Raw genomic sequence first — 25,131 nt, 5'->3', positions numbered from 1 at the left:
GGGCGTGGCGATGAACGATCTTTTCAACAGCTTTATGACGGGCCCCGACGAAAACGGGCGTTTTGGCGATTTTGGCGGGCGGTTCGTGTCTGAAACCCTGATGCCGCTGATCCTTGAACTTGAGGCGCAGTACGAGCATGCCAAAACTGACGATAGCTTTTGGGCCGAAATGGACGATCTGTGGGAACATTACGTTGGCCGCCCCAGCCCGATGTATTTTGCACAACGCCTGACCGAACATCTGGGTGGCGCTAAAATTTACCTCAAGCGGGATGAGTTGAACCATACCGGCGCGCATAAAATCAATAACGTGTTGGGGCAAATCCTGTTGGCGCGCCGCATGGGAAAAACCCGGATCATTGCCGAAACCGGTGCCGGGCAACATGGTGTGGCCACAGCCACGGTTTGCGCAAAATTTGGTTTGAAATGCGTGGTTTACATGGGCGCGCATGACGTTGAGCGGCAATCGCCCAATGTGTTTCGGATGCGGCTTTTGGGGGCCGAGGTGATACCGGTGACCAGCGGGCGTGGCACGCTGAAGGACGCAATGAACGACGCCTTGCGCGATTGGGTGACGAATGTGCGCGATACCTTTTATTGCATCGGCACGGTGGCCGGTCCGCACCCGTACCCGGCAATGGTGCGCGATTTTCAAAGCATCATCGGCAAAGAGGCCAAAGAACAATTGATGTGCCAGGAGGGCCGTTTGCCCGACACGATCATCGCCGCGATCGGCGGTGGGTCAAACGCCATGGGCCTGTTTTACCCCTTCCTTGATGACAAGGACGTGGCGATCATTGGTGTTGAGGCGGGCGGCAAGGGGGTGAATGCCAAGATGGAACATTGCGCCTCGCTGACCGGTGGGCGGCCCGGGGTTTTGCATGGCAACCGCACCTATCTGTTGCAGGATGACGATGGGCAGATATTGGAAGGGTTTTCCATTTCCGCCGGTCTGGATTACCCCGGCATTGGCCCCGAACATGCCTGGTTGCATGATATCGGCCGGGCGCAATATGTCTCGATCACCGATGTCGAGGCGCTGGAAGCGTTCAAGCTGTCTTGCGCGATGGAAGGGATTATTCCGGCACTCGAACCATCGCACGCCTTGGCCCATGTGATGAAAATCGCGCCCGATCTGCCTAAGGATCACATCATTTGCATGAATATGTGCGGGCGCGGTGACAAGGATATCTTTACCGTCGCGCGCGCCTTGGGTTGGGAAATGAATACCGGCGCCTAAGCGATTTATTCTATTAGGAAAAACAGGGTGGTGACCATGCGTTCGCCATCCTGTGTCGGGCCATAGATTTGATCAAGGATGGTTTTCAATCCGGCGTGAGTACGCGCATCGCCGTCGTGCTCCAGATCCAGAAACGCCTGAGGAATGTCGCGCAGATCGGAATAGAACATTCCCACCAATGGGGCCTGAATTTCACCCTCACGTCCGGCAATTTGCAACCGATCGCCAATGCGGGCCAGTTTCGTCCAGCGGTCACCGTGACGCACCGTGATATTCAGGCCGGAATGGAAGGTTGGATTCACAAAGTCAATTTTGTGCAAGTCTGGCATGGCATTTGGCCCTTGTTGAGATGACTACGTTCGAAATGTTCAATTAATCAGGTCGGCCTGCGATATCGTAACCGGCCAGAATATCCAGCGATACGATGTCCAGCGCGCGAATATGGGTCGCCGTCAGATTGACCTTTGGCGCGCAACCTTCATCATGGGCCTGAAGAAACCGCCCCGCGCACAGGCACCATTGATCGCCGGGCCTGAGACCGGGAAAGCCGTATTCGGGCCGTGGGGTGGACAGATCGTTGCCCACGTATTTTGAAAACGCCAGAAACTCAGCCGTGAGAATTGCGCAGACCGTATGGCTGCCCTGATCTGCGGCATTTGTGTTGCAGCATCCATCGCGAAAGTACCCGGTCAGCGGATCAGCGGAGCATTGTTCAAGATCGCCGCCCAAGACATTGATTGAAGGCTCTTTTTCCATTTTTCACTCCGGGGTTACTGGCGGAAACGATCGGCCAGTTTTTGCAAGGGGCTGCGCGTGTCCTCATCTGGGGCGGTTTCGGTTTTTATCGGTTTGGGCATTGGTTTGGAAGGCCGCGGCGGTGCTGTGCGCAGGGCCACCGCATTGGTGAATTTGGCGCCATCGCCAAGGGCCAGGGACGCGGCGCCATCGGATACACCGCGCAGCATATCATCAAGCCAATTCTTGTCAGCCTTGGCAAAATCCTTCAGAACATAGCCGGGCACGGCGTCTTTGTGCCCCGGATGGCCCACGCCCATCCGCACCCTTTGGTATTCCGCCCCGATATGTAAATGGATTGAACGCAGCCCATTATGCCCCGCGTGACCGCCGCCCTTTTTCAGGCGCAATTTACCCGGGGCCAGATCGATTTCATCATGAAAAACGGTAATATCGCCGGGTGTCAGTTTGTAAAAACGCATCGCTTCGCCAACGGATTGGCCCGACAGGTTCATGAAGGTTTCGGGTTTCAAGAGCACCACTTTGGCGCCGTCCAACACGCCTTCGCTGACCCGGCCCTGAAATTTGCTGCGCCACGGGGCGAAACCGTGATCATCGGCAATACGATCAACAGCCATGAACCCGATGTTATGGCGATTACCAGCGTATTTCGCACCGGGATTGCCCAATCCAACGAACAATTGCATCACAACGCGCCCCTTTCACACCAGCCCGGTGCCGTCACGCGAAACACCGTGCGGCGATGTCTGGCAATGCATCGAAATGGTCAAACACATAGGTGTGGGGCAGTTCGTCAACCGGCGTTTTGCGATAGCCGCGGGTAAACAGCGCAAAGGGCAGGGCGGCGGCCTGTGCGGTTGCGGCGTCCACCTCGCTATCGCCCACATAGAGGGCCGGACCACCGCCAAGCGCCCGGTGACAGGCCAGAAGCGGCGCAGGGTCGGGTTTGCGCACCGGCAGGGTATCGCCACCAAACACCGCGCCAAACCGATCCTGCATGTCAAAGTGGCGCAAAACCGATTTTGTCGGCGCTTCGGGTTTGTTGGTGCAAATACCCAAAATGTGGCCCGCGTCGGCCAGCGCATCAAGGCAATCGGTCACGCCGGGATACAGCGTGGTCAGGTGCACGGCATCCTCGTACAGATCCAGCAATTGCGCCAACATCGTGTCTTTCAACGCCGGATCAAGACCGCGCGCGGCGATCATCCGTTCTATCAATATCGGCGCGCCGCTGCCGATAAAACTGCGTGCTTCGGGCAGATCCATTTCGGCCACACCCTGGTCGCGCAACACGATATTGCCGGCGGCACAGATGTCAGGCGCACTGTCGATCAGGGTGCCATCAAGGTCAAAAATGATCACGCCCACCCGGTGTCCTTCCATTTGATCGAACAGCCCATCGAGGGCGTTTGATCGCGCGGGCCGTTTCCGGTTTCGGCGATCTGTTTCATCGCCTCAAACAGATCGCGCCGGGCATCGGCAGGGCCGGGTTGCGCACGCGAAACGTCCAGACGCCCGCGATATTGCAGCCCGAGTTCGGCATTGAACCCAAAGAAATCAGGCGTGCAAACCGCACCATAAGCCCGCGCGACCGATTGATCGACGTCGTGCAGATAGGGAAACGGAAACGCCTCGCGTTTGGCCATGGCTTGCATGTTTTCATAGCTGTCGTCGGGGTGACTGATCGGATCGTTTGAACAAATCGCCGCGACGCCCACGCCCATGGTTTTCAACTCGGCGCTGTCGCGTTTGATCCGGTCAAGAACCGCCAACACATAGGGGCAGTGGTTGCAGATAAACATGATCAGCGTGCCGTTCGGCCCTGCAACATCGGCCAACGACAGAACCTGACCGTCGGTCGCAAGCAGGGAAAAATCCGGCGCAGGCCAGTCAAAATCGCAAACAGGGGGGGCAGCAGCCATAGTATTGTCTCCTGGAAAGGGCAGTGATCGGAGTGATTTCAATGATATTCGTCAGAATACCGGGATTTGCGCCAAGATATAGGGCAATGGCACAAAGTGCGAGTGTGCGCCGGGAAATTTATTGAAAACCGCTTTTGGTGGGTTGTCATTCAGGGTTTGGTCACACCTTTGCCCTAAAAGCGAGGCAAGAGGTATTTTCCAGACGGTGATCGATGGGACAGACATATCAAATATACATGATCGGCGCCTCAGAGGTGTCAGTCACCGGCGGTGTCACTTTGGATGGGATCACCCAAGGCGATGGTTCGCACCTTGTGGGGCAAGAGATCACATTTGACAGCAGGGCGTGGAACCCCGTTTCGATTTCCGACAATGGGTGGGATCGAAAATTCTCCGATAATGATTGTTCGCAAAGGTTGGACGGTGCCCAATCTGTTGATGGCAGGGTGTATTCCGATGGAACCAAAGTTGAGGCAGAATATTCAATCGTCTTGACAGACGGGGCCGATACGTGGACGGCCGTAGCGTTCAATGTGAACAATTCCGATCCTGCCTATGGCACGATTGAAGGTCTGGCCATTGTCGGTGCACCGGGTACGTTTCCGCCGCCCGGCGTTGCGTTGACGGTTGTATCTGCCGAGGATTATCCCAGCTTTCATGAAAGCAAATTTGTCACGCCGATCTGTTTTGCGACCGGCACGCGCATCGGGGTACGGGGTGGGACACGGGCGGTTGAAGATCTGCGCACCGGTGATCTGGTGCGTGTGCGCGGCGGGATGGCGGAACGCGTGTTGTGGTGTGGGGCGCGGATGTTTCGCGCCACCGCCGAAACGGCGCCGATCCGTTTTGCGCCCGGCGTGTTGGATAATAATGCACCCTTGGTGGTATCCCCTCAGCATCGGATATTGGTCACCACACCGATGGCGGATTTGCTGTTTTGTTCGCCCGGCGTCCTGATTCCGGCCAAGGCGTTTGTAAATGGGACCACTGTCACCCAACCTTTGGGCGGTTTGATCCGCTATCATCACCTGTTGTTTGCGCATCACCAGATCGTATTTTCCAATGGTGTCCCCAGCGAAAGCTTCCTGCCGGGGCGCGCGTCTTTGGCCACGCTCACCGCGCAGGCGCGGGCCGAGGTGATGGCGCTGTTTCCGGCGCTGCGTGACAATCCTGATGCCTATGGGCCAGCCGCCGCGCCAACCCTGCGCCCCTATGAGGCGCAGGCGATACTGGCCGCCTAGGGCAGGATCATCAACCAGATCCAGACCGTGAAAATACTAAGCCCGGTGCCGATCAGCACACTTGACGCGGCAACCCGGCGCGCGGTGCTGTACATATCGGCAAAAAGATATGCGTTGACCCCCGGTGCCATCGCCGCCGTTATGACCGCTGCGCGCAGGGCATCGGTGGACAGGCCAAACCAGTTTCCCAAACCAAAGGCGATGGCCGGATGCAGGATCAGCGAACAACCACAAACCCAAAAGATGGCGCGCATGTCGCCTTCGGGGCGATAGCGCACCAATGCGCCCCCCAGCCCGAACAATGCCGCAGGCAGGGCGGCACGCACCATCATGTCAACCGCACTTTGCACCAACCCCGGAATGGACAATCCGCTGAGGTTTACCAGAAAACCCAAGGATATGCCGATCACCAAAGCGTTTGAAAACATCGCTTTGGCCACTTTTCGCGCCGTGGCGAAAGGTGCGCCGCCGGGGTTTCGGATGATCTCCATGAAGGTAACGCCGATGCCATAACAGATTGGCGCATGAATCGCGATGATCGCATAGTTATAACTCAGCCCTTCGGTGCCAAAGGCCCGTTCGGCAATCGGCAGGCCCAACAGCACCGAGTTTGAAAACAGCCCGCAAAACCCGAACGCAACGCAATCGGCCCAATCACGTTTGAACAAATACCGCGCGCCCAGAAACGCAGCGCCAAAGCCCGAAAACGCCCCAAGGTAAAATGCGGACAATAAAGCCGGGTCAAACCGCTGTCCCAGATCCAGGCCTGCGATGGCATTGAACAACAGGCACGGAATGGCGAAACGCTGGGTGAATTTCATCAACCCGTCAACGCCGGTTTCGCTGAAATATCCGCGCCATACCGCGACGTACCCAAACCCCATCACGATAAAAACAGGCAGAATAATGGTTAAAAGCGCTTGCATATCGGGGCCTGTGTATGGGGTCAGGCCGCAGGGCCGTGTGAATTTACGATGAAACGGCGCGCATCAGGGCAGGGTCAGCACCATACCGTCATAGGCCGGTGTCACGTGGTCGGGCGTTTCGTTGGCCACGGTTTCATAATCCAGATCGATATGCATATTGGTCAGCACAGCGCGTTTTGGTGCCACCTTTTCGATCCAGTCCAACGTGCGGGCCAGATGGGCATGGGTGGGATGGGGTTTACGGCGCAGGGCGTCGACAATCCAGATATCAAGGTTTTGCAGATGTTCCCACGCGCTTGGCGGAATTTCGGCCACATCGGGCAAATAGGCCAGACCGGCAATGCGAAAGCCCAAAGCATCAATGCCACCGTGGTTTACCAGAAACGGCGTCAGCATGATCGGCCCGCCGGCGCCGTCAACCGTGACCGCATCTTCAATCGTGTTCATTTCAAGGATCGGTGGATAGCTGGACCATTCCGGTTGGATGAATGCATATCCAAACCGCGCCATCAGATCCTTCTGGGTTGGGATATCGGCCCAGATTTGCAACCGCTGCCCCATGTTGAAAACGATCATCCGCAGATCATCCAACCCATGCACATGATCGGCATGGGCGTGGGTATAGACCACGGCATCCAACGTCCCGATCCCGGCATCAAGAAGTTGCGCGCGCAGGTCTGGCGATGTGTCGATCAACACACGGGTCGTGCCATCCGGCCCGTCCCGTTCCACCAATAGCGAACAGCGTCGGCGGTTGTTTTTCGGATTGTCCGGGTCGCAATCGCCCCAATGTCCGCCAAGGCGCGGCACCCCGCCCGACGATCCGCACCCAAGGATGGTAAAACGATAACCGCTCATGCCTGCCACGCGGCGGCCTTGGTGAACAGGCGGTTGAAATTCGCCTCGGTTGCGGCGGCAAATTCATCATAGGGCAGGGCGAACAGATCGGCCGCCTTTTGCGCCGTATGGGCGGTGAATGCCGGTTCGTTGCGTTTGCCCCGGTGCGGTGGCGGGGCCAGATAGGGGCTGTCGGTTTCCACCAAAATTCGATCCAGCGGTGCAGCGGCGAAAATATCGCGCAGTTCCTGGGATTTTGGGAATGCGGTGATGCCCGACATTGACAGATAAAACCCCAGATCAAGCGCGGCGCGGGCCAAATCGGCACTGCTGGAAAAACAATGCATGACACAGGAATAGGCGCCGTTTGCGTGTTCTTCGGTCAGAATGCGCGCCATGTCTTCATCGGCGGCTCGGGCGTGAATGATCAGCGGCAGGCCGGTGTCGCGCGCGGCAGCAATGTGGATGCGCAGGCTGGTTTGCTGTTTTTCCGCCGACTCGGACGTATAGTGATAATCAAGCCCGGTTTCACCGATGCCCACGCATTTGGGATGCTGCGCCAGTGCGATCAGTTCATCGGGGGTGACCATGGGTTCGTTTGCCACGCTCATCGGGTGGGTGCCCATGGCGTAAAACACGGGCGCATGTGCCTCGGCGATGGCGCGCACCTGCGGTTCTTGGCGCAGCTTGGTACAGATGGTCACCATGCGCGTCACCCCGGCATCGGCGGCGCGGGCGACGATATCGTCCAACTGCCCGTCGAAATCGGGAAAATCCAAATGGCAATGGCTGTCGGTGATCTGGGGTATTGTGGTCATGAAACCTTCAGGCTCGCAAGATTTGAGCCGCCGTCTGATTGATGCTCAGACCCATATCAAGGATCAGCGCGGAAGGGTCAAGGTTCACCGCCCGGCCATGGGCGGCGCGGGCCGACAGGGTTTGTTGCAAATCGGCCCATTGGCGCGCGGCCCATGGGCCCGGTGACAGACGGTGCAACATCGCTGTCTCGCCCCGTGTGATAGCAACGGTGGGCGGCAGGCCGGCACCGGTGCGCGCCAGCCGCGACATCAGGGTGTTGAGCAGGCGCAGCGTGACATCCAGCCGCTCCACAGCCCCGCGCCCCACCATCGTACCGGCAAGGGCCAGAAGACGCGCGCGATCCATATTTGGCGCGCCATCGGTCAGGTCTGTCAGGGTTTGATACAGTTTCAGCCCGTCAAGATGCGTCAGGCGCAACGCCTCGCCAACCGACCCATCGGCCAATTCGGCCAGGGCATCGGGAGTTTGCAAGGTTTCACCGGTCAACGACAATGCCGCTGCCAGATCACCGGGCGCAAGGGTGGCGCAGCGCAACGTGCGGCAGCGTGAGCGGATCGTGGGCAACAGCCGCGAGGGCGTATGGCTGATCAAAAGTAGGGTGCAATTTGCGGGCGGCTCTTCGAGCAGTTTCAGAATCGCATTCGAGGTGTTGATGTTCATCTCATCGGCACTGTCGATGATCACCACGCGGTGCCCGCCACCGGGCGCCGACAAGCCAAAGAAATCTTTCAGTTTGCGCGCTTCATCCACCGTGATCACGGTTTTCAGGGCCTTCTTTTTATCGTCCCACGCCCGGCGCAATAAAAACAGCCCCGGTTCGGCCAAGGCAATGGTGCGCCGTGTAACGGGATGATCGGCGGGGGTGTCCAGCGTGGTGGGCGGTTCGGTCGCGAACATGGCATCGCCCTTGGGCGGTTGCGACAAAAGAAACCGCGCAATCCGCCAGGCCAGCGTGGCCTTGCCCACGCCACGTGGCCCGGTGATCAGCCAGGCGTGGTGCAGTTTATCGCGATTAAAGGCATCAAGAAACGCCGCCTCGGCCTCGGCCTGGCCAATCAGGGTCAGGGTTTCGCGCGGGTGGGGCACGCCGACGATCCGGTCGGGTTCGGGCAGGGGATCATCAGCCATTGGCAAGACGGGGCGCAAGGGCAGCGCGGATGTTGGTGGCCACGGTTTCGGGGGCGGCATCACCGGAAATGGTAATGAACCGGGTTGGAAATTCATCGGCCAAGGCCAGGAAACCGGCGCGCATTCGGCGTTGCAGATCGGTGCCGAACCCTTCGAAACGTTCCTCGCTGGTTTGGCGCGACAGGGCGCGGCGCAGGCCGGTTTCGGGGTCCATATCAATCAGAAATGTCAGATCAGGCTCAGACCCGATCATCAGGCCGTGCAACTGATCGACCAGCGCACGCAGATCGCCGCGCGACAGGCCCTGATACATCCGCGTGCTATCGGCAAAACGGTCTGAAATGACGATTTTGCCGGTTTCAAGCGCGGGCCAGATCGTACGCTCCAGATGATCGCGCCGCGCCGCCGTGAACAACAGAATTTCTGTATGGGCTGACCAGCGGTCGGTCGCACCCTCCAATACCAAGGACCGAATTTGTTCGGCGCCGGGGCTGCCACCCGGTTCGCGGGTCAGCACCACATCGTGACCTTCGGCGCGCAAGGTATCGGCCAGCATGCGCGCTTGGGTCGATTTACCCGACCCATCGATCCCTTCAAACGTAACGAACAGGCCCTTGGTCACTCTGCGCCTGCTGCCTCGGCTTCGGCGGTGAAATCGCGAAACAGCTTTTCCGCAGCCAGACGCAGGCGCGGCATGAACCCGGCCTCGCCAATGTTGCGATCGGCCAACAGCGACACTTTGGCGTCTGGCAATCCGTCAAGTTTGATCACCATTTCGCCCAAGGGTTGGCCTGCGGTGATCGGCGCCTTGAATGGGCCGGTATACATCGCATCACCAATCAGGTTTTCAAGCTGCAAAGCCGGCACCAGAATTTCAATGTCTTCGGCGGCCACCAGACCCACTTCAGGCTCCATGCCCATCCAGACACTGGCTTTGGTGATATGTTGGCCCTTTTTCACAACGGTGCGTTCGACAAACTGGCGGAACGCCCAGTTTACCACGCGCTCGGCCTCTTCGGCACGGGCGGTTTCGCTCTGCATTCCGGTGATTACAAACACGATCCGGCGATCACCCTGGGCGGCCGACCCGACCAAGCCATATCCGGCCTCTTGGGTGTGGCCCGTTTTCAAACCATCAGCGCCATTGCCCAATTTCAACAGCGGATTGCGATTGAACCGGTTTTGCGGCGCACGCCCATCAAAAGGAAATTCGGTCTGGGCGAAATAGCCGTAATATTCGGGAAACTCGGTAATCAACCGGGTTGCCAGAATGCCCAGATCTTCCATGCTCATCCGGTGGCCTTCGGCGGGCCACCCGCTTGCGTTGACGAAGTTTGAATTGTCCATGCCCAACGCTTTGGCGCGCTGATTCATCTTTGCGGCAAAGGCTTCCTCGGTGCCGGCCAATCCTTCGGCCACCACCACACAGGCGTCGTTGCCCGAATTAACCACGATGCCCTGGATCAATTCCTCGACGGTGGGTCGGTCACGTTCGTTCAGAAACATGGTTGAACCGCCCATGTTCTTGGCCCGGGTCGATACGCCAAACGGTGTATCCATCTGCACGCGGCCCTGGCGCAACGCTTCGAACAGCATGTTCAGGGTCATCAGTTTTGACATTGATGCCGGGGGCAGGGGCGTTGTTGCGTCTTTGGTCAGCAGCACCGTTTCGGTGGTTACATCATACACATACGCGGCGGTGGCCCGGGTCTCGAACGAGGCCCAGGCAGGCAGCGCCAGCATCAGTGCGAACAGAGCAGCAAAGCAGCGGGTAAACATGGCAATTCTCCTGGCGTCGGGGCGTAAGGATTCAGTTCGAAGTGAAATAGGCGTCATTGAATCCCAACGCTTTGACTTTTTTCAAAAGCGCGGCGCGTTCGGTGTTTGTGGCCGCCGGGCCAACAACGACCCGATAGAATGTTTTGCCTTTGGTCGATTCCTTGCGCACCGTGGGGATCATTCCGGCGCTGCGCAGGGCAGTCGCGGTATTGTCGGCGTTGGCCTGCACACTGAATATCCCGATCTGGATCAACGGGTTCTTTATGTTTGACGTGCGGGCCGGGGGCGGGGCGGCGGGTTCGGGTGCGGCTGGCGCATTCACGGCGGCGGCGGTGATTCCCGCATCCGGTGCCTCGGGCGACGGCGCGTCCAATGACAATGCCTCGATCTCTTCTGGCTTTTCGATGGCGGCTTCGGTCGGGGCGGGGGGCGTTTCTGCCACCTCTTCCCGGCGCAGCGCGGTCACGTTAACCTTGACCGGTTGCCCCGCCACCATGCCCAATGCCTCGGCGGCATCAGACGATACCTGAAAGCGCGGGCCCGGATTATCGCGTTCGCGCCGAAACAGCGCGCCAATGACGAATTTCTTGTTAACGTCATTGCGGATGATCACCCGCTCGGGGTCGGTCACATCCGGGTGGGCCACCCAAACCCCGCCAAGTGACGGGCGGCCATCCCACAATCCGGCCTCGGATTTCTGAAACACTTCGGGCGATTCCACGTCACGCTCGACCAGACGGGTCGATGTGGGCGCAATCGTTTGTGCGCCCTCATCCCCGGTTTCCGGCCGATCGCCACCCGGAAACTCAAATCCCTCTTCGCATGCCGACAATGCCGCCAGCATTCCCGCCAGAACGGTCAGTTTCACCACGTTTGGCGTCATAGGTTGCCCCCATCCATGCACAGGCGTTGCCGTGCGGTTTGCCGGTCTCCGGCGTTGCTGCTCGTGACTCAATAGCGCTGTCAGCGCTCCAGTTGGCAAACAGTGTACCGTGCGCGACGAAACAAGGAAAGAGACGCATCGCGCCGGAATATAAAACTGTCGTGTACAAGAGCCCCCTTTCCGAATCGGAATTTGGGCGATAAGTCACCCAAACCGGAGAAGTGGCAGAGTGGTCGATTGCAACGGTCTTGAAAACCGTCGTGCGTGAAAGCGTACCGTGGGTTCGAATCCCACCTTCTCCGCCATTTTTCGCCGGTAAGTGTTTGTTTTTGCTGGATAAGCAAAAAGAACGTCCCCCACTATATCCCCCACCTAGATCAGGGCCACCTCTGAATGCGCAGGACATGGTAACCAAGTTCATTCGCCTTGCCGCTTCGCGATTGGATGATGACAAATGATAAGGTCAGGGCGTTTATTCGCATAAATCCCTCATCGCGCTCCCGCTTGTTGGTGAGCCAGTCGCGTCGCGCATTTCCTCGAATATTCCTTGTTCCGACCCTTCATTCCGGTCAGCGGCGGCGGCTGGTTAAAAAACCGCCGATCGACTACTGGAAATCCGACCGTCTAATATATCATCAACTATTATCGCTGCTACGAGCGCACCCGCCGCCTGTGTGAAACCTTTCCCCTGACATTAACACAAACAGTTACAGCTGCCGATCGTAAGTTCTTGGCTCAGCGCGACCGCGATCTAACTCTCGGTCGCGTCTTGAGCGGGAAGGGGCAGACCCCTGCAAATCCTATCTGTCAGGAGGGCCATCCAATTACCCAATCCGCAAACAGCACAGGCAGGCGGATGTGTCGCCAGTCTTATCAACTCATACTTCTGGACTGCACCCGTTGCGACAACTGCGACTTCCGCGACATAAAGGCGTGCGTTTTTTGCTTCCGGGTCATGACCGTTGCGACACTTGCGACTACTGCGACAAGAGGGCGGGTCAGCGGTGCGCCGCCCTCTTCGATTTTGTCTGACGTTTTTGGATATTAAATTTGGCGCGCACCTTGCACGATCTGCCAAGCCTCCTTGCGCGCAGCCCCGCGTATTACCGTTCCTGGGGCGAGCGCTACCAACCAACCATGCCGTTCCAACAGTGCCAGCGCCGCCCTTGCCTTTGGGCTTTCGCGCAGTGGGTTCGGCCCAAGCCGCACCACGTCGCGCAAAGTAATGTCTGGATGCGGCCAGTTTTCCAAGAGCCATTTTCGCAATGTTTCGGCCCGGTCGATTTCTGCTGATACCGTTGCCGCGCTTGCAAGACGTGAAGCTTCAGACAAATAAAACCGCGCAAGTGTGATTGCGTCAGCCATCGTGGTGGCCTCAACTTCGCGCGCTTCTAAATCCGTCCAGAGCGTCAGTACGCCAGCCATACGCGCCGCCTGTTCAGCAATTTTTGAGGCTGCACCAGTGATATGTGAGAGCGTGCCACCGGGTAGTTGCATCCTTTCGATCTCATCTGAGAACTCCACCAACTGCGCTCGCGCGTCGGACGTCAGCGTCAATCTTGCTGGTTTAAGCGTGCGGCCATCGTCCAAAGTCGGCATCGCGTTGGACAAGATGGCTTTTAGCCGCTGCGCGAACGCATCCAGCGACGCATCATCCCTGCGCATATTTGCAAAAAGCCTCTGCCCGATACTCGATTCGGGTTCGCAGATGAGGGATCGGGGGAGGAAGCCAAGGCCGCTCGTAAGGGGGTCTGACAGGAACCCATAGATAGCGACAGGCTGTGCCATCAGATGCATAGCCAACCGTCGCTCACGCAACGTATAGACACCATCGCCCGCCCGTGTGCGTTGGATTTCCGAGCCATCCCAAAGACGGTTCAAGCCGCCAAGGGTTTTCATGCGATTGTCCGCGTTCATCGCATGGCCCCCGAGAAACTGCGCAGCTTCATCGGAGAAGAGGCCGAGGCTGGGTTGCCCCTGCTGGAAGGCGCGAAACAAGCCTTCCAGCGTTGGTTCGCTTGCCGTGCGGTCTGGCAATTTAGGCGCTTCCGGCGGATCGCCTAGTGCGGCCAGATCAGCTTCGGCTGCGGTCCGTTTATCACGATTGGCGCTTACAGCATCGCGCAGAGCGCTCTTTTTTCTTGCGTCATACAGTTCGGAATCCTTCGCCCATGACTTGGACGCGACGTCATAGTTTTCGCTTTGCTCGCGCTCATATTCACGCAAGCCCTGCAGAAGCGGTTTGTCGCTACTAGACTTGCGCTCGCCCGACCGTGCGATGGTCAGGAAATAGAGCGACACAGGGACAAAACCCCCGAGTGTCTCCACATCGGCAAAGCCTTGAACCGCCAGCGACGCTGCCGCCAGCGCCGAGGCCGCTGGGATGGCGATGGGGGCTTGCGTAGAGCCCTGCACAGCCTCCACGGCTGCGCGTAGCGGTCCGAGTGCTTCTACGGGATAGACTTCACCCGCTGGGATTTCCCGCACTAACGGTTGCGGTCCTTCGGTATCGAACGGGATAGATTTGAGAATTTTCATGCTACATCCCCCTTCATGGTCAGAAGGTCATTCCAGTCGCGCCCATCCGGCACAGGCAAAAGCGATACCTCCCAGCCGAGTCCGTGTGCGCGTTCAGCCAACGCGTGCGCAGCCGCGCGGCCCGGGGCATCGCCGTCAGGCGCGATGGTCAGCCGGTGTGGATCGGGGGGTAGGTGTAGTCCTCGGATGCCAGAGGTTGAGAGCGCCGCCCATATGGACGCAGGAGCGGGCAACAGGCCGGACGCAAGGCTAAGGGCAGTTTCTATGCCTTCAGCCACCACCAGCGGTCCTTTTGTTTCAATGAGCCGCACAGCCCCGCCTTTCACAGGCCCCAGCATCGCCTTGGCGGGCTTAACATCCGCCTTGCGACCGGTCGGTGAAAGGTATGTTCGATGCGCCGCAAAGCCTTCGGCTACACCAACAAAAGATAACATCGCAGGAAGATGTATTCCTACCGGATGCCAACAGGCGGGTAGAAAACGCAAGGTCTTGGGAAGGGGGCAGGTAATGCCCCGGCCCCTCAGATATGCCTCTGCCAGCGTGCCTTCTACTGGTCGCGCATCCTGCCAAAGACGCTGCGCCTGCGCGGAACGCTTCGCATCTTGTTTGCGCTGTTCAGCTCTGTGCTGGGCAATAGTCGCCGGGTCTGGCGGCGCACAGCTTCCAGGAATGACGCCTGCTGCAACCAGAATATCACGATATGCGCAGCCGGATTTCTTGCAGTCCAGCAAGAGCCGCCCGTTTTCGCCGTTGGCCAACGTCAGGGCATTCTGCCCTTTGCGGCCTTCGCTTTGGCAGGCAGGGCAAGGTGCGACCCCATAGTTGCCGTACCATTTGCCGCGAAGGTCACGCGCGAGGTGCTTTGCATCCGTCATTGGCGCACCCCCACCACTTCAGCGGTCACATTGTAGCGCAGCACATAGCGCGCATCATGCCTCGGGGAAGCCCCCCGATGTGGTTCGCAGATGATTTCAATTTCCACGCCGATCTTGCGCAGCTTGGAGATATACGCGCGCCCGCATGGTGCCGGGTTTTCGATCGGTGTGAAACCCTTGACGCTCGCGCGGCGCAACTGCTCCAAAGATTGAGGTGTGCGACCGCATAGTGTGATAATGAAGGGCTCGGCGCAGCTGGCCGTGATGCGGTAACGTGTGCCGTTCGGCTGGTTCCTGTACTTTCCCCGTGATATGTTTCGGGCATTCGTCGCATCCGCAAACGAAACGTCCCGCGCCGTGTCAGCCTGCTCGCTGCACGGCGCAATTTTTTTGCATACCATGGTTTATGCGGTGTCCTGCGTGCGGTTGTTCACCCACGCGGCCACGTCGGCTTCTTTCCAGCCAACAGCGCGCTTGCCAAGCTTGATTGGCCTGGGGAAATTGCCTTCGGCAATCATCGCGTAAGTCGTGCTGCGCGACAGCCCGGTGATATGCAGCACCGACGGCAGGCGCAGTATTATCGTTGGTTTAACTTTTGTCATCCCTATTTGCTCCTTCGTTTGTGCGAGGGCAAGGGAGACGAAGTGCGGATGTGCACGGCTCCATCGCCCCCACAGGGACTTTGAATGCCGTCGACACATCTTGCGCGACTGGGGCCAGTTGGCCTTGGGAAAGATGGTTATCGAATCAACTCGGACCTTGCAAGAGTATTTCGCATATTTTGTGCTATGATTGGACCCGTCACGGTTTGATGCAGCCCCAAAGCTCAAAGAGGATGAAGAATTTTATCGCTGTTCTCGCACCGGGTTTGTTTGACACAAAATGGAAACGCAGGCCGTAGCCTGCGTTTCTATGTGGTGCAATCGAATGCTTGTTAACAGCTCGACGCGGATTTTGAACAAAGCAATAGGTAAATGCCTGCAAGTTATTGTCAAGTATTTAATCGATTGAAAAAGAAATGCCATCAAGGTTTAGTATGGACATCTGACAGGATATAATGGGGATGTGCTAATGCGCTTAGGTCTCGATATTGGCACGAACTCAATCGGCTGGTGGCTTTACCAAACAGACGATGGGATGATCACCGGCGTAGTAGATGGTGGGGTGCGCATCTTCTCGGACGGACGCGATCCGCAATCTAAAGAATCGTTGGCGGCGGATCGCCGTGCGGCCCGTGCGCAGCGCCGTCGGCGTGATCGGTATCTACGCCGCAAGGCCGCCCTGATGAAAAGAATGGCCGAGGCGGGGTTGATGCCGCTCGACCCAGCCAAAGCCAAGGCGCTTGAGGTCCTAGACCCCTATGACCTGCGCGCGCGTGGCTTGGACGAGGCCCTGCCACTGGTGCAATTCGGGCGCGCGCTGTTCCACCTCAACCAGCGACGCGGGTTCAAATCTAACCGCAAGACGGATCGCGGCGATAACGAAAGCGGTAAGATCAAGGATGCGACCGCGCGGCTAGACTGGGCGATGCGCGACGGCAAGGCGCGCACTTACGGCGAATTCCTGTATATGCGTCAGCAGGAGGCTGATGACCCGAAACACGTTCCAACTGTGCGCACCCGTCTGTCCGTTGCGCTGCGCGACAATGCGGAAAAGGAAGAAGCGGGCTACGATTTCTACCCCGACCGGCGCCATCTGTCCGAGGAATTCGACGCGCTCTGGGAGACGCAGGCCACGTATCATTCCGCGCTGACGGATGATTTGCGCAACCAGATCAAGACGATCATCTTTCACCAGCGCCCACTCAAAACGCCCGAGGTGGGTCTGTGTCTGTTCACTGACGAACGCCGCATCCCGTCAGCGCATCCGCTGAATCAACGGCGTATTCTAATGGAAACCGTTAACGCTCTGCGGGTCGTGGCGCGTGGTGAAGCCGCGCGAGACGTGACGCTGCAAGAGCGCGATCAGATCGTTCATGCGTTAGACAACAAAGGGCATACTAAAACCCTGTCGGGCATGACAATGAAGCTCAAGGCACTGGGGAAGGTGATCAAACTGCGTAAAGACCAGAGCTTTACACTCGAAACCGCCAACCGCGATGCCATTGCCTGCGATCCTGTGCGGGCGAGCCTGTCGCATCCCGACCGGATGGGAAGGATCTGGACGACGTTGGACGCTGATGCACAGTGGGGGGTGATACAACGGATCCGTGACGTTCAAAGCGATAGTGAACACGACAGACTCGTCGACTGGTTGATGGACAAACACGTCCTTGATCGTGCCCAAGCCCAAGCCACCGCAAATGCCCCCCTGCCCGAAGGTTACGGGCGGCTTGGGCTGACAGCGACACGTCGCATTCTGGCTGCACTGGAGTCTGATGTAATCCCCTACAGTGCCGCTGTGGCCGCTTGCGGTTGGTCACATTCCGGCGGACCAACAGGCGAGGTGCTGGATACGTTACCCTACTATGGCCAAATCCTCGACCGCCACGTAATCCCCGGCACCTATGATGAAAGCCATGACGACGTGAAACGATACGGGCGGATCACCAACCCCACCGTCCATATCGGGCTGAACCAGATCAGGCGGCTAGTGAACCGGATTATCTTGGTGCATGGCAAGCCCGCCGAGATCGTTGTGGAGCTAGCCCGTGATTTGAAAAACTCCGAGGAGCAGAAGCGGGAAATTCAGAAAGCTATCAAAAAGAATACTGACGCGGCAATAATGAGGGGCAAAAAGCTGGTCAATGATTTGGGTCAGAAGGATACTGGTGCGAATCGATTGCGTTTGCGATTGTGGGAAGATCTTGGTCCTACGATCGGCCCTCGAAGCTGTCCTTACACGGGCAAACCAATTTCCGCATCTATGATCTTCAGCGACCAGTGCGATGTGGATCACATTCTGCCATTTTCTCGCACTCTGGATGACAGCTTTTCCAACAAGACCCTGTGTCTAAAAGAAGCTAATCGCCTGAAGGGTAACAAGACACCTTGGGAGGTTTGGGGAGACACGCCGCAGTGGGGTGAGATTGCCGTCAACCTCAAGAACTTGCCGGATAACAAAGCATGGCGCTTTTCCCCCGATGCGATGGAGCGGTTCGAGGGCGAGACTGATTTTGCCGCTCGCGCGCTCAAGGACACGCAATATCTGTCCCGCATCGCGCGGGCCTATCTGGATGCCCTTTATGACGGCGCAGACGGCAAATCCCACGTCTGGGTTGTGCCCGGACGGCTGACGGAAATGCTGCGCCGTCACTGGGGTCTAAACGGCATCGAAGCGCTGACGGACAGCGATACCCAAACCGTTAAGCCCAAAAACCGTATGGACCACCGCCACCATGCCATTGATGCCGCTGTGGTCGCCGCCACGGACCGCAGCCTGATCCAGCGGATCAGCAAGATCGCTAAGCACGATGAGAAGACCGGCGCCGAGCAGGTCGTGCGCAGTGTCCCACCACCCTGGGACAGGTTTCGAGATGATATAGCCGCACAGCTTTCAAAAATCATCGTCAGCCACCGCGCTGACCACGGGCGGATCGATCCGCAGGCGCGTGCGCAAGGCAGGGACACGACCTCTGGCCAGTTACATAATGATACAGCTTACGGAGTGATTGATGAGGGACATGTGGTTAGCCGCACACCGCTTACATCCTTGAAGCCCGGCGACATTGAGGTGACGACCAAGGGCAAGAACATCCGTGACCCGTTCCTGCAAAAGCACCTCGCGCGTGTGACGCGAGGACTGGACGGCAGAGCTTTCGAGGCAGCCCTAGTTGCATTCGCTCGGGCGGCTAAACTTCCAGATGATACAGAAAATCCTTATTTCGGGTTGCGGCGCGTGCGATTGTCCGAAAGTCTTACGAAAAGAGCAAGGATTGAGGTCGCCGACCGAAATGGCAAGCCGTTCAAAGCTTATAAGGGAGACAGCAACCATTGCTATGAAGTCTGGCGGCTACCCGGTGGCAAGATTAAGTCGCAGATGGTCACTACATTCGAAGCTCACCAGGCCGCAGTTGAAAAGAAACCCCATCCAGCCGCGAAGCGCCTGTTACGGTTTTTCAAGCGTGATATGATCGCGTTGGAACGGGATGGTGCTCTATTTATTGGGTATGTGCAAAAAATGAAAGCTGGCGGATTATTTATTGCACCGCATACCGAGGCAAATGCAGATGCAAGAGACCGTGATAGTAAAGACACGTTTCGTTTTCTGAATATCGGCGGAGGGTCCTTGATTAAGGCCAAAGCCCGTCGGATTCATGTCGACGAAATGGGCCGGATGCGCGACCCGGGTCCGCCTCGTTAGGTGAATTACGTAAACTTGTATAAAATCCGTTGTGTTAACGATTCGCGTGGGGGCGTGAAGGGATGACACATGGACCAGATTATCGACATTGCCACGAACGGGCGGCACCTGTCCCGCGATCATGGATTCTTAAAGGTTTCCGAAGATAATGCCGAAGTCGGGCGCACACCGCTTGATCAAATTGCAGGCGTGATTGTTCATGCTCATGGCACGACATGGTCGACCTCGCTGCTGACGGAATTGGCAGATCGTGGTGTGCCGGTTGTGCTGTGTGCATCCAATCATGCGCCAAAGTCGGTGCTAATGCCGATCGACGGCCACCATGCTCAGGGTGCGCGTATGCGGGCGCAATGGCAGGCCAAAACCCCGCTGATAAAACAGGCCTGGAAACAGGTTGTTACGGCCAAGGTGACGATGCAGGCGGCTGCCCTCGATGCACTCGGAGAGGCTGACGCGCCCCTCCGAATGATGGCGCGCAAGGTAACGTCCGGTGATACTACCAACATCGAAGCACAAGCCGCGCGATATTATTGGCCCCGCATGATGGGGCCGGATTTCAGGCGCGATACCGGGGCAGGGGATGAAAATGCCCTGCTCAATTACGGCTACACCGTATTGCGCGCCGCCACAGCGCGGGCCGTGGTGGCCGCCGGTTTGCATCCGACCATCGGCCTGTTCCACTCCAATCGGTCCAACGCATTTGCACTTGCCGATGATCTAATGGAGCCGTTCCGCCCACTGGTGGACTGTGCGGTGCGGAAGATTGTGGCAAAACGTGGCGCACAGATTGATACCGACACGAAACAGGCGTTGGCGCGGCTGATTGCTACAGACCTGCCGTTGGGAGAGGGCGTAACGCCCGTGTCGGTAGCGGTGATGAAATTAGCCACCTCTCTGGGCCAAAGCTTCGAATCGGGTAAGTTGGCGCTGGCTTTACCGGCCCCGCTGGACCGTCTGACCCTTGCGGTGCTGGGAGCATGAGCTATGAAATCAGAGTTTTATCGGGGTATCGACTGATGTGGATTCTTGTGATGTTTGATCTGCCAACCGATAGCAAGCTGCAGCGCAAGGCGGCAGGCGATTTTCGGAATTTTCTGCTGGATGAGGGGTTCGAGATGAGCCAGTTTTCCGTCTACGCTCGATTCGTAAATGGCAAGGAAGCGTTTCAAACCCGCGTTAACCGGATTTCGCGTCATTTGCCAGATTCGGGCGATGTGCAGATACTGAATTTTACTGATCGGCAGTATCGTGATATTGTTCATTTCTCGGATCAGAGTCGCAGGCGCGCTCGCGAGAATCCGCAACAACTGGTGATGTTTTGATCCGATTCGGCGAACTTTTATCCAACGACCACCGTACATATCTTTATGTTTTCAAAGGCATGCACGGCGATGTATTGTAGCTGTTCAAAATCCGCGGTCCAGCCGCAACTCCAATAGAGCTGCCCTCCCCAAAGAAACCATTGTAGCTGTTCAAAATCCGCGGTCCAGCCGCAACCGATCCGGCGGGCAGTGCGGAAAACGTTAATTGTAGCTGTTCAAAATCCGCGGTCCAGCCGCAACACATATGCACCATGTATCGGCCCTGCCCATATTGTAGCTGTTCAAAATCCGCGGTCCAGCCGCAACATACGCGAAATGGTTTCGCAGTTGTCCCGGATTGTAGCTGTTCAAAATCCGCGGTCCAGCCGCAACGACATTCTTTGTGTTAAAGTCCGGAATTGTCATTGTAGCTGTTCAAAATCCGCGGTCCAGCCGCAACTGTCCCATGATGGTTGTGCTGTCGTGATGCATTGTAGCTGTTCAAAATCCGCGGTCCAGCCGCAACAGAAACCCGCGCGTGTCGTTTGGTGCGGGGATTGTAGCTGTTCAAAATCCGCGGTCCAGCCGCAACCATTGCGCTTGCCGGTTTCGATTTCGCTGAATTGTAGCTGTTCAAAATCCGCGGTCCAGCCGCAACACCCGTTGGGTGTGCTGGCGCGGGCGGGCATTGTAGCTGTTCAAAATCCGCGGTCCAGCCGCAACTGCGGCGGCGGCTCATGACACAACGCCCAGATTGTAGCTGTTCAAAATCCGCGGTCCAGCCGCAACCCTTCTCTCTGGCATCGGCCCGCGATCTGGATTGTAGCTGTTCAAAATCCGCGGTCCAGCCGCAACGATGGCTGATGTCGGGGTCCGTTCCGTTGAATTGTAGCTGTTCAAAATCCGCGGTCCAGCCGCAACTGCTACGGTCGGCAGATTATCACCGTGTCGATTGTAGCTGTTCAAAATCCGCGGTCCAGCCGCAACTCAGCCGGTCATCGCTGTATTCCAGGCCTGCCGAAATAGATGCTGAAACGCTGACGCTGATGAAGGAGATCGGCCGGGTGTTCACCAAGCACCCGTTCTTTGGTAGTCTTCAGATTACAGCCTACTTGCCCAGAAACGGCTTCCACGCGGCCGACCACCGTGTGCGTCGTCTGATAGGCTTGATGGGATTCAATACCCGCAAAGCCGAGTGACGCGGCAGGTCTTGCCGGCCGGTTCACGGGCAAACTGGCAACTCTGCACTGAGATCATGTTGCGGAAAACTTCGACGACGTTCGGGTTTGGGTTGTGGATGGTTCGCCGCCAACCATAAGGCGCTCGTATCCGTCCAACAGGCCGTGGTCGGCCTTGATAGCGTCGGTTTCGGCCTCCGGTGCCGCGCCTGCTTCGTCCATGCCAACGGCGGCGCGTACCAACGCTTCGTGCTTGCGGCTAAACACAAAGCCGCCCTTTTTCTCTGATCAACTGATCTTGAATTTGCCAACATCCGGCACCTGATCCTTTGGAACGCCGCGTAAAATTGCACTGTTCGTTCGGACATACTCAATGACAGGCGCTGTCCCTGCTTCTGGTGCCTGTGGCGTGGCTGCCTGCTCTGCGCTGGTCGAACCCTGATCTACATGCCGTATTTTCAGCGCGACGATTGAAACAAGTTTATCAAGATCAACCCAATCGCCAGCACCAAGGGTATCCTTGTTGTAGCCACGCTGCTTTGCGGTGTGGCGCGCCCTTGGGAGTGTGCACCACCACCCATCCTGAAAGCCGGGGTGGCTTACTTGGGCGGGGTTTTGGGCTGGCTCTGCTGCAACAGCTTCTTGCCCGCCGCTATCATCGTCGGCTCGTTGTTCTTCTGTCCTGACCGGATCATCGCTTCTGCCGCCAACCTGTTGCGAAGGCTGTTGTTGCGAGCTGGCAAAGGGGTCGCCTGATTGGCTTTCGGCTTTTCGCTATCATAGAATTTCATCGGCTATTTCCCTTGCGGTTTTGAGTGGCGGGCGTCAACGCCATCAAGAATGCCCTGATCGGCCCTTTGATCCATAGCAGCATTGACGAAGTCTGTCGGAAAATCTTCCATCGCCTTGCGCGATACCGGGCGCGTGCCTTCCTCGTTATGGAAGGCGTCAATGATGGCCTCGGTCATTTCGCTGTTTGGGTCCCCGCCGCCTCTAGGTGCGTCTGCTCAATGTGGGCGCGGTATGCGTCAGCGGTGCCGCACTGATAGGCAAGGCGCAACCCCATGACGCGCCCATTGCCGCTTTTCCCTATCATCCTCACCCTTCCGGCTCATGTTGCTTGCGTCACCCACAAGGCCGCCGCCAATCGCGCTAATGATGAAGTGGTTTAAGCAGGCGGCCATCAGGTCAACGTACATTCCGGTCGCCTGCTGAACGCCAAACCGCGCTGCTGCGCTTTCAGCAACTTCCGGTGCGCCTTCTTCCCCCGCCGATATTCCCGCCAAACCACCAAGTCGCGCGACAGCTCCCCTGGCCCCCGAGAAACTGCGCAGCTTCATCGGAGAAGAGGCCGAGGCTGGGTTGCCCCTGCCGGAAGGCTCGAAACAAGCCTTCCAGCGTTGGTTCGCTTGCCGTGCGGTCTGGCGATATAGGCGCTTCCGGCGCATCGCCTAGCGCCGTCAGATCAGCTTTGGCTGGCTCCGAGAATCGTTGAAAGACAAGCGGATACGCGCCTGGTTTCATCTCACCACTATCTCAGATGACTATTCGCCGCGCAGAAAAGCACTCCAAGCCGCCATCATGACCCGGCGCCGCTCCAGCATGTCACTGCGCTGATAGGCGCGCTCCACATCCGAGCCGATGAAATGCGCAAGCGCGATTTCAGCCATGTCGCGGGGGTAGCCTTGTTCCGCTGCCCACTGCCGGAAGGTTGAGCGCAGCCCGTGCGGCACCGCCGGGCGCTTGCTGCGCGGGTCGAGGTAACCCGCGCGACCCGCCTTCACTTCGCTCTCCTGCATCCGGCGCATGACGGCGGAAATTGACATGTCTGACAGCATTCCGCCTCGCGGTGCAAAAAATACCAAAGGCGAATCGTCCATCCGGGGCAGGTTTTCCAGAATAGCCACTGCGTCGGGCGTCAGCGCCACGCGGTGTTCCCGGCCTCCTTTCATCCGCGAAGCCGGAACGGTCCATGTCGCAGATGTCGCAGGTGTCGCAACCGGGGTAGTTCTGATTGCGCTTTTTATCCCGAAGTCGATTTCATCCCAAGTCATTCCCCGCACTTCACCTGAACGCGCAGCGGTGAGCGTCAAGAACTGCAATGCCTTCGCAGCCATCCCGTCCCGGCTACTAAGCGCAGCCCACCAGCCTACAGCGTCGCCCAGCGCCAACGCGGGTTGATTGCCGCCCGTCGCGACCTTGGAAGGCTTGGGCAGAATTTCCGACAGGTTACCCTTCCAGCGTGCGGGGTTGTCACCTTTGCGGTGCCCTGCCACTGTCGCCCATGAAAGCACGTTTTCGATGCGCCCGCGCAGACGTTTTGCGGTTTCAGTTTTGGTTTGCCAGATAGGTTCCAGCACGCGCAGAATATCCTGCACTGTGATTTCCGAAACCAGCTTGGAACCCAGCACCGGGCTTGCGTAAGTGTTCAAAGTCGAGCGCCATTGCTTGCGGTGCTTTTCATTGCGAAATTCATCCAGTTTTGCGGCCAGATAGGTGTCAACGGCTGCGTCAAAAGTCAGCCCCGCTGCCGCCTTACGCCGTTCCGCCAAGGGGTCGCCGCCCAGCATCGCCTTGCCCCGATTGTCGAGTGCCAGCTTTCGCGCCAATGCGAGCGATACAGCCGGGGGGCTACCCAGGCCGATTTCGCTTCGCTTGCCGCGAATAGTGATGCGCTGAACCCACTGCTTGCCCCCGTTCGGACGTACGCGAAGAAATAACCCGTGGCCGTCAAAATGCTTTCCCGGCTCTGTCACCGTTTCCACGAAACGCGCAGTCAGCGCCTTCTGCGGCCTCCTTATTCCATCATGTGTCAAGTTTTATCCCCCATAATATCCCCCACCTAGTAGTGGATTAGATAGGAATATGCTGGATTCGACCGGACGTTGGAAGTCCTTATTGTCTTTAATTTCAAGGCTTAAACGGAAGTTTTTAGACAACGCCGGATCTACCTATAGCGGACACCTTCTCCGCCATTATCCCCATTGCGAACCAGTAACGCCGCCCAGACGGGCACGGATTTTTCCGTGTTATCAAAGGGGTTTGCCTGAACGGGCCGAACCTCACAGACGCGCCGCTAGGCTGAAGTTGGGCTCAGAATGGCCCTCAGTCTCAGTTTGGGCGAACCTCGCCCGTTCCGGTTCGGTCCCTTTTTTCTATTGCATTTCAATGCCCTGCCGCCGAACTCCGCCAAAACCTAAAAGCGCGTTCCGAAAGACATCAATGGAAACATAGACGGAACACGCAGTAGGCGCGTTACTCGGGAGGCCAGCGTAAAGCGGCGGATTTCTGGGGTTGGTTCGCATCCCATTCACTCACCGAAACACTTGATGACAAACCATTTTGGCACCGCTAGCGTTCAAGAACCACAGATTGGTGCAGGTCGATGCGGAGGCTGAGCCAAATC

General features: G+C 57.7%; 27 protein-coding genes, 1 tRNA gene and 1 CRISPR repeat array. Of the genes, 6 read left to right on the top strand and 22 right to left on the bottom strand.

Going from position 1 to position 25,131, the window contains the following annotated elements; all coding sequences use genetic code 11:
* Window positions 1-10: 10 nt before the first annotated feature.
* Entirely contained in the window at window positions 11-1,240 is a 1,230-nt protein-coding gene (gene trpB / locus C8265_RS13625; RefSeq protein ID WP_108484578.1) for a tryptophan synthase subunit beta, read from the top strand.
* A 5-nt stretch (window positions 1,241-1,245) separates the two neighbouring features.
* Here the strand turns inward: trpB and C8265_RS13620 are convergent, their stop codons facing one another.
* Genes C8265_RS13620 through C8265_RS13600 form a run of 5 tightly spaced genes read right to left on the bottom strand, consistent with a single transcriptional unit; the run spans window position 1,246 to window position 3,918 of the window.
* The gene (locus tag C8265_RS13620; RefSeq protein ID WP_108484577.1) at window positions 1,246-1,569 is read right to left on the bottom strand and encodes a hypothetical protein; all 324 of its coding nucleotides are present in this window, start codon (window positions 1,567-1,569) and stop codon (window positions 1,246-1,248) included.
* Between the two features lie 43 nt (window positions 1,570-1,612).
* The gene (locus C8265_RS13615; protein ID WP_108484576.1) at window positions 1,613-1,996 is read right to left on the bottom strand and encodes a DUF2237 family protein; all 384 of its coding nucleotides are present in this window, start codon (window positions 1,994-1,996) and stop codon (window positions 1,613-1,615) included.
* 14 nt (window positions 1,997-2,010) lie between these two features.
* The gene (gene pth / locus C8265_RS13610; RefSeq protein WP_108484575.1) at window positions 2,011-2,682 is read right to left on the bottom strand and encodes an aminoacyl-tRNA hydrolase; all 672 of its coding nucleotides are present in this window, start codon (window positions 2,680-2,682) and stop codon (window positions 2,011-2,013) included.
* 34 nt (window positions 2,683-2,716) lie between these two features.
* On the bottom strand, window positions 2,717-3,364 hold the full coding sequence (gph, locus tag C8265_RS13605) for a phosphoglycolate phosphatase (RefSeq protein ID WP_240611086.1): 648 nt from the start codon (window positions 3,362-3,364) through the stop codon (window positions 2,717-2,719).
* Complete coding sequence (locus tag C8265_RS13600; RefSeq protein WP_108484573.1) at window positions 3,355-3,918, bottom strand: thioredoxin family protein; 564 nt, start codon at window positions 3,916-3,918, stop codon at window positions 3,355-3,357. The genes gph and C8265_RS13600 overlap by 10 nt, the downstream gene beginning before the upstream one ends.
* A gap of 236 nt (window positions 3,919-4,154) precedes the next feature.
* On the opposite strand from C8265_RS13600, the gene C8265_RS13595 reads away from it, so the two are divergent.
* Entirely contained in the window at window positions 4,155-5,159 is a 1,005-nt protein-coding gene (locus C8265_RS13595; protein WP_164512334.1) for a Hint domain-containing protein, read from the top strand.
* On the opposite strand, the gene C8265_RS13590 is transcribed toward C8265_RS13595, so the two are convergent.
* The 7 genes from C8265_RS13590 to C8265_RS13560 form a co-directional block, all read right to left on the bottom strand.
* Complete coding sequence (locus tag C8265_RS13590) at window positions 5,156-6,085, bottom strand: AEC family transporter (protein WP_108484571.1); 930 nt, start codon at window positions 6,083-6,085, stop codon at window positions 5,156-5,158. The genes C8265_RS13595 and C8265_RS13590 overlap by 4 nt on opposite strands.
* Before the next feature lie 63 nt (window positions 6,086-6,148).
* Complete coding sequence (locus C8265_RS13585; RefSeq protein ID WP_108484570.1) at window positions 6,149-6,943, bottom strand: MBL fold metallo-hydrolase; 795 nt, start codon at window positions 6,941-6,943, stop codon at window positions 6,149-6,151.
* Entirely contained in the window at window positions 6,940-7,740 is an 801-nt protein-coding gene (locus C8265_RS13580) for a TatD family hydrolase (protein WP_108484569.1), read from the bottom strand. Before C8265_RS13580 ends, C8265_RS13585 begins: the two co-directional genes overlap by 4 nt.
* Before the next feature lie 7 nt (window positions 7,741-7,747).
* Window positions 7,748-8,869, bottom strand: coding sequence for a DNA polymerase III subunit delta' (locus C8265_RS13575; protein WP_108484568.1), 1,122 nt, complete (start codon window positions 8,867-8,869; stop codon window positions 7,748-7,750).
* A complete protein-coding gene (tmk, locus tag C8265_RS13570) occupies window positions 8,862-9,425 on the bottom strand; it encodes a dTMP kinase (RefSeq protein ID WP_240611096.1) in 564 nt (187 codons plus the stop codon). Before tmk ends, C8265_RS13575 begins: the two co-directional genes overlap by 8 nt.
* A 62-nt stretch (window positions 9,426-9,487) precedes the next feature.
* Entirely contained in the window at window positions 9,488-10,648 is a 1,161-nt protein-coding gene (locus tag C8265_RS13565) for a D-alanyl-D-alanine carboxypeptidase family protein (RefSeq protein WP_108484567.1), read from the bottom strand.
* Window positions 10,649-10,679: 31 nt separating this feature from the next.
* Window positions 10,680-11,531 (bottom strand): SPOR domain-containing protein, encoded by an 852-nt coding sequence (locus tag C8265_RS13560; protein WP_108484566.1) that lies wholly within the window; start codon window positions 11,529-11,531, stop codon window positions 10,680-10,682.
* Between the two features lie 215 nt (window positions 11,532-11,746).
* On the opposite strand from C8265_RS13560, the gene C8265_RS13555 reads away from it, so the two are divergent.
* Window positions 11,747-11,836 (top strand) — tRNA-Ser (locus C8265_RS13555).
* A 739-nt stretch (window positions 11,837-12,575) separates the two neighbouring features.
* Here C8265_RS13555 and C8265_RS13550 read toward each other — a convergent pair.
* Genes C8265_RS13550 through C8265_RS13535 form a run of 4 tightly spaced genes read right to left on the bottom strand, consistent with a single transcriptional unit; the run spans window position 12,576 to window position 15,546 of the window.
* The gene (locus C8265_RS13550; protein WP_108484565.1) at window positions 12,576-14,069 is read right to left on the bottom strand and encodes a YfjI family protein; all 1,494 of its coding nucleotides are present in this window, start codon (window positions 14,067-14,069) and stop codon (window positions 12,576-12,578) included.
* Complete coding sequence (locus tag C8265_RS13545) at window positions 14,066-14,944, bottom strand: DUF7146 domain-containing protein (protein ID WP_108484564.1); 879 nt, start codon at window positions 14,942-14,944, stop codon at window positions 14,066-14,068. The genes C8265_RS13550 and C8265_RS13545 overlap by 4 nt, the downstream gene beginning before the upstream one ends.
* Complete coding sequence (locus C8265_RS19315; protein WP_126623176.1) at window positions 14,941-15,345, bottom strand: winged helix domain-containing protein; 405 nt, start codon at window positions 15,343-15,345, stop codon at window positions 14,941-14,943. Before C8265_RS19315 ends, C8265_RS13545 begins: the two co-directional genes overlap by 4 nt.
* 3 nt (window positions 15,346-15,348) lie before the next feature.
* Complete coding sequence (locus C8265_RS13535) at window positions 15,349-15,546, bottom strand: helix-turn-helix transcriptional regulator (protein WP_108484562.1); 198 nt, start codon at window positions 15,544-15,546, stop codon at window positions 15,349-15,351.
* Between the two features lie 469 nt (window positions 15,547-16,015).
* On the opposite strand from C8265_RS13535, the gene cas9 reads away from it, so the two are divergent.
* The 3 genes from cas9 to cas2 all read left to right on the top strand — a co-directional run bounded on the left by cas9 (window position 16,016) and on the right by cas2 (window position 20,568).
* On the top strand, window positions 16,016-19,246 hold the full coding sequence (gene cas9 / locus C8265_RS13530) for a type II CRISPR RNA-guided endonuclease Cas9 (RefSeq protein ID WP_108484561.1): 3,231 nt from the start codon (window positions 16,016-16,018) through the stop codon (window positions 19,244-19,246).
* Between the two features lie 69 nt (window positions 19,247-19,315).
* A complete protein-coding gene (gene cas1, locus C8265_RS13525) occupies window positions 19,316-20,227 on the top strand; it encodes a type II CRISPR-associated endonuclease Cas1 (protein ID WP_108484560.1) in 912 nt (303 codons plus the stop codon).
* Window positions 20,224-20,568: a CRISPR-associated endonuclease Cas2 gene (gene cas2 / locus C8265_RS13520; protein ID WP_240611085.1), complete on the top strand. Its 345-nt coding sequence runs from the start codon at window positions 20,224-20,226 to the stop codon at window positions 20,566-20,568. The genes cas1 and cas2 overlap by 4 nt, the downstream gene beginning before the upstream one ends.
* 73 nt (window positions 20,569-20,641) lie before the next feature.
* Window positions 20,642-21,534: a CRISPR direct-repeat array (repeat unit 36 nt; unit sequence ATTGTAGCTGTTCAAAATCCGCGGTCCAGCCGCAAC).
* Between the two features lie 266 nt (window positions 21,535-21,800).
* Here the strand turns inward: cas2 and C8265_RS13515 are convergent.
* The 6 genes from C8265_RS13515 to C8265_RS13500 form a co-directional block, all read right to left on the bottom strand.
* Entirely contained in the window at window positions 21,801-21,992 is a 192-nt protein-coding gene (locus tag C8265_RS13515; protein WP_108484558.1) for a hypothetical protein, read from the bottom strand.
* A gap of 332 nt (window positions 21,993-22,324) precedes the next feature.
* The gene (locus C8265_RS13510; protein WP_108484557.1) at window positions 22,325-22,516 is read right to left on the bottom strand and encodes a hypothetical protein; all 192 of its coding nucleotides are present in this window, start codon (window positions 22,514-22,516) and stop codon (window positions 22,325-22,327) included.
* A 3-nt stretch (window positions 22,517-22,519) separates the two neighbouring features.
* A complete protein-coding gene (locus C8265_RS19525; protein WP_164512333.1) occupies window positions 22,520-22,693 on the bottom strand; it encodes a hypothetical protein in 174 nt (57 codons plus the stop codon).
* Window positions 22,690-22,821, bottom strand: a complete 132-nt coding sequence (locus C8265_RS19995; protein ID WP_164512332.1) for a hypothetical protein — start codon at window positions 22,819-22,821, stop codon at window positions 22,690-22,692. Before C8265_RS19995 ends, C8265_RS19525 begins: the two co-directional genes overlap by 4 nt.
* A 143-nt stretch (window positions 22,822-22,964) precedes the next feature.
* Window positions 22,965-23,249, bottom strand: coding sequence for a DUF3987 domain-containing protein (locus C8265_RS19990; protein ID WP_108484556.1), 285 nt, complete (start codon window positions 23,247-23,249; stop codon window positions 22,965-22,967).
* Between the two features lie 20 nt (window positions 23,250-23,269).
* On the bottom strand, window positions 23,270-24,541 hold the full coding sequence (locus C8265_RS13500; RefSeq protein ID WP_240611084.1) for a tyrosine-type recombinase/integrase: 1,272 nt from the start codon (window positions 24,539-24,541) through the stop codon (window positions 23,270-23,272).
* Window positions 24,542-25,131 lie beyond the last annotated feature (590 nt).

It is taken from the genome of Oceaniglobus ichthyenteri (assembly GCF_003057885.1).
Taxonomy (GTDB): Bacteria; Pseudomonadota; Alphaproteobacteria; order Rhodobacterales; family Rhodobacteraceae; genus Oceaniglobus; species Oceaniglobus ichthyenteri.
The sequence above is the reverse complement of the archived record's forward strand: the minus strand, read 5'-3'. Positions and strand labels throughout refer to the sequence as shown.

Coding starts and splice junctions, on each gene's coding strand:
- trpB (WP_108484578.1), top strand. CDS start 11: ATGAACGATCTTTTCAACAGCTTTATGACGGGCCCCGACGAAAACGGG.
- C8265_RS13620 (WP_108484577.1), bottom strand. CDS start 1,569: ATGCCAGACTTGCACAAAATTGACTTTGTGAATCCAACCTTCCATTCC.
- C8265_RS13615 (WP_108484576.1), bottom strand. CDS start 1,996: ATGGAAAAAGAGCCTTCAATCAATGTCTTGGGCGGCGATCTTGAACAA.
- pth (WP_108484575.1), bottom strand. CDS start 2,682: ATGCAATTGTTCGTTGGATTGGGCAATCCCGGTGCGAAATACGCTGGT.
- C8265_RS13600 (WP_108484573.1), bottom strand. CDS start 3,918: ATGGCTGCTGCCCCCCCTGTTTGCGATTTTGACTGGCCTGCGCCGGAT.
- C8265_RS13595 (WP_164512334.1), top strand. CDS start 4,155: ATGATCGGCGCCTCAGAGGTGTCAGTCACCGGCGGTGTCACTTTGGAT.
- C8265_RS13590 (WP_108484571.1), bottom strand. CDS start 6,085: ATGCAAGCGCTTTTAACCATTATTCTGCCTGTTTTTATCGTGATGGGG.
- C8265_RS13585 (WP_108484570.1), bottom strand. CDS start 6,943: ATGAGCGGTTATCGTTTTACCATCCTTGGGTGCGGATCGTCGGGCGGG.
- C8265_RS13580 (WP_108484569.1), bottom strand. CDS start 7,740: ATGACCACAATACCCCAGATCACCGACAGCCATTGCCATTTGGATTTT.
- C8265_RS13575 (WP_108484568.1), bottom strand. CDS start 8,869: ATGGCTGATGATCCCCTGCCCGAACCCGACCGGATCGTCGGCGTGCCC.
- tmk (WP_240611096.1), bottom strand. CDS start 9,425: ATGCTGGCCGATACCTTGCGCGCCGAAGGTCACGATGTGGTGCTGACC.
- C8265_RS13565 (WP_108484567.1), bottom strand. CDS start 10,648: ATGTTTACCCGCTGCTTTGCTGCTCTGTTCGCACTGATGCTGGCGCTG.
- C8265_RS13560 (WP_108484566.1), bottom strand. CDS start 11,531: ATGACGCCAAACGTGGTGAAACTGACCGTTCTGGCGGGAATGCTGGCG.
- C8265_RS13550 (WP_108484565.1), bottom strand. CDS start 14,069: ATGAAAATTCTCAAATCTATCCCGTTCGATACCGAAGGACCGCAACCG.
- C8265_RS13545 (WP_108484564.1), bottom strand. CDS start 14,944: ATGACGGATGCAAAGCACCTCGCGCGTGACCTTCGCGGCAAATGGTAC.
- C8265_RS19315 (WP_126623176.1), bottom strand. CDS start 15,345: ATGGTATGCAAAAAAATTGCGCCGTGCAGCGAGCAGGCTGACACGGCG.
- C8265_RS13535 (WP_108484562.1), bottom strand. CDS start 15,546: ATGACAAAAGTTAAACCAACGATAATACTGCGCCTGCCGTCGGTGCTG.
- cas9 (WP_108484561.1), top strand. CDS start 16,016: ATGCGCTTAGGTCTCGATATTGGCACGAACTCAATCGGCTGGTGGCTT.
- cas1 (WP_108484560.1), top strand. CDS start 19,316: ATGGACCAGATTATCGACATTGCCACGAACGGGCGGCACCTGTCCCGC.
- cas2 (WP_240611085.1), top strand. CDS start 20,224: ATGAGCTATGAAATCAGAGTTTTATCGGGGTATCGACTGATGTGGATT.
- C8265_RS13510 (WP_108484557.1), bottom strand. CDS start 22,516: ATGAAATTCTATGATAGCGAAAAGCCGAAAGCCAATCAGGCGACCCCT.
- C8265_RS19525 (WP_164512333.1), bottom strand. CDS start 22,693: ATGACCGAGGCCATCATTGACGCCTTCCATAACGAGGAAGGCACGCGC.
- C8265_RS19995 (WP_164512332.1), bottom strand. CDS start 22,821: ATGATAGGGAAAAGCGGCAATGGGCGCGTCATGGGGTTGCGCCTTGCC.
- C8265_RS19990 (WP_108484556.1), bottom strand. CDS start 23,249: ATGAAACCAGGCGCGTATCCGCTTGTCTTTCAACGATTCTCGGAGCCA.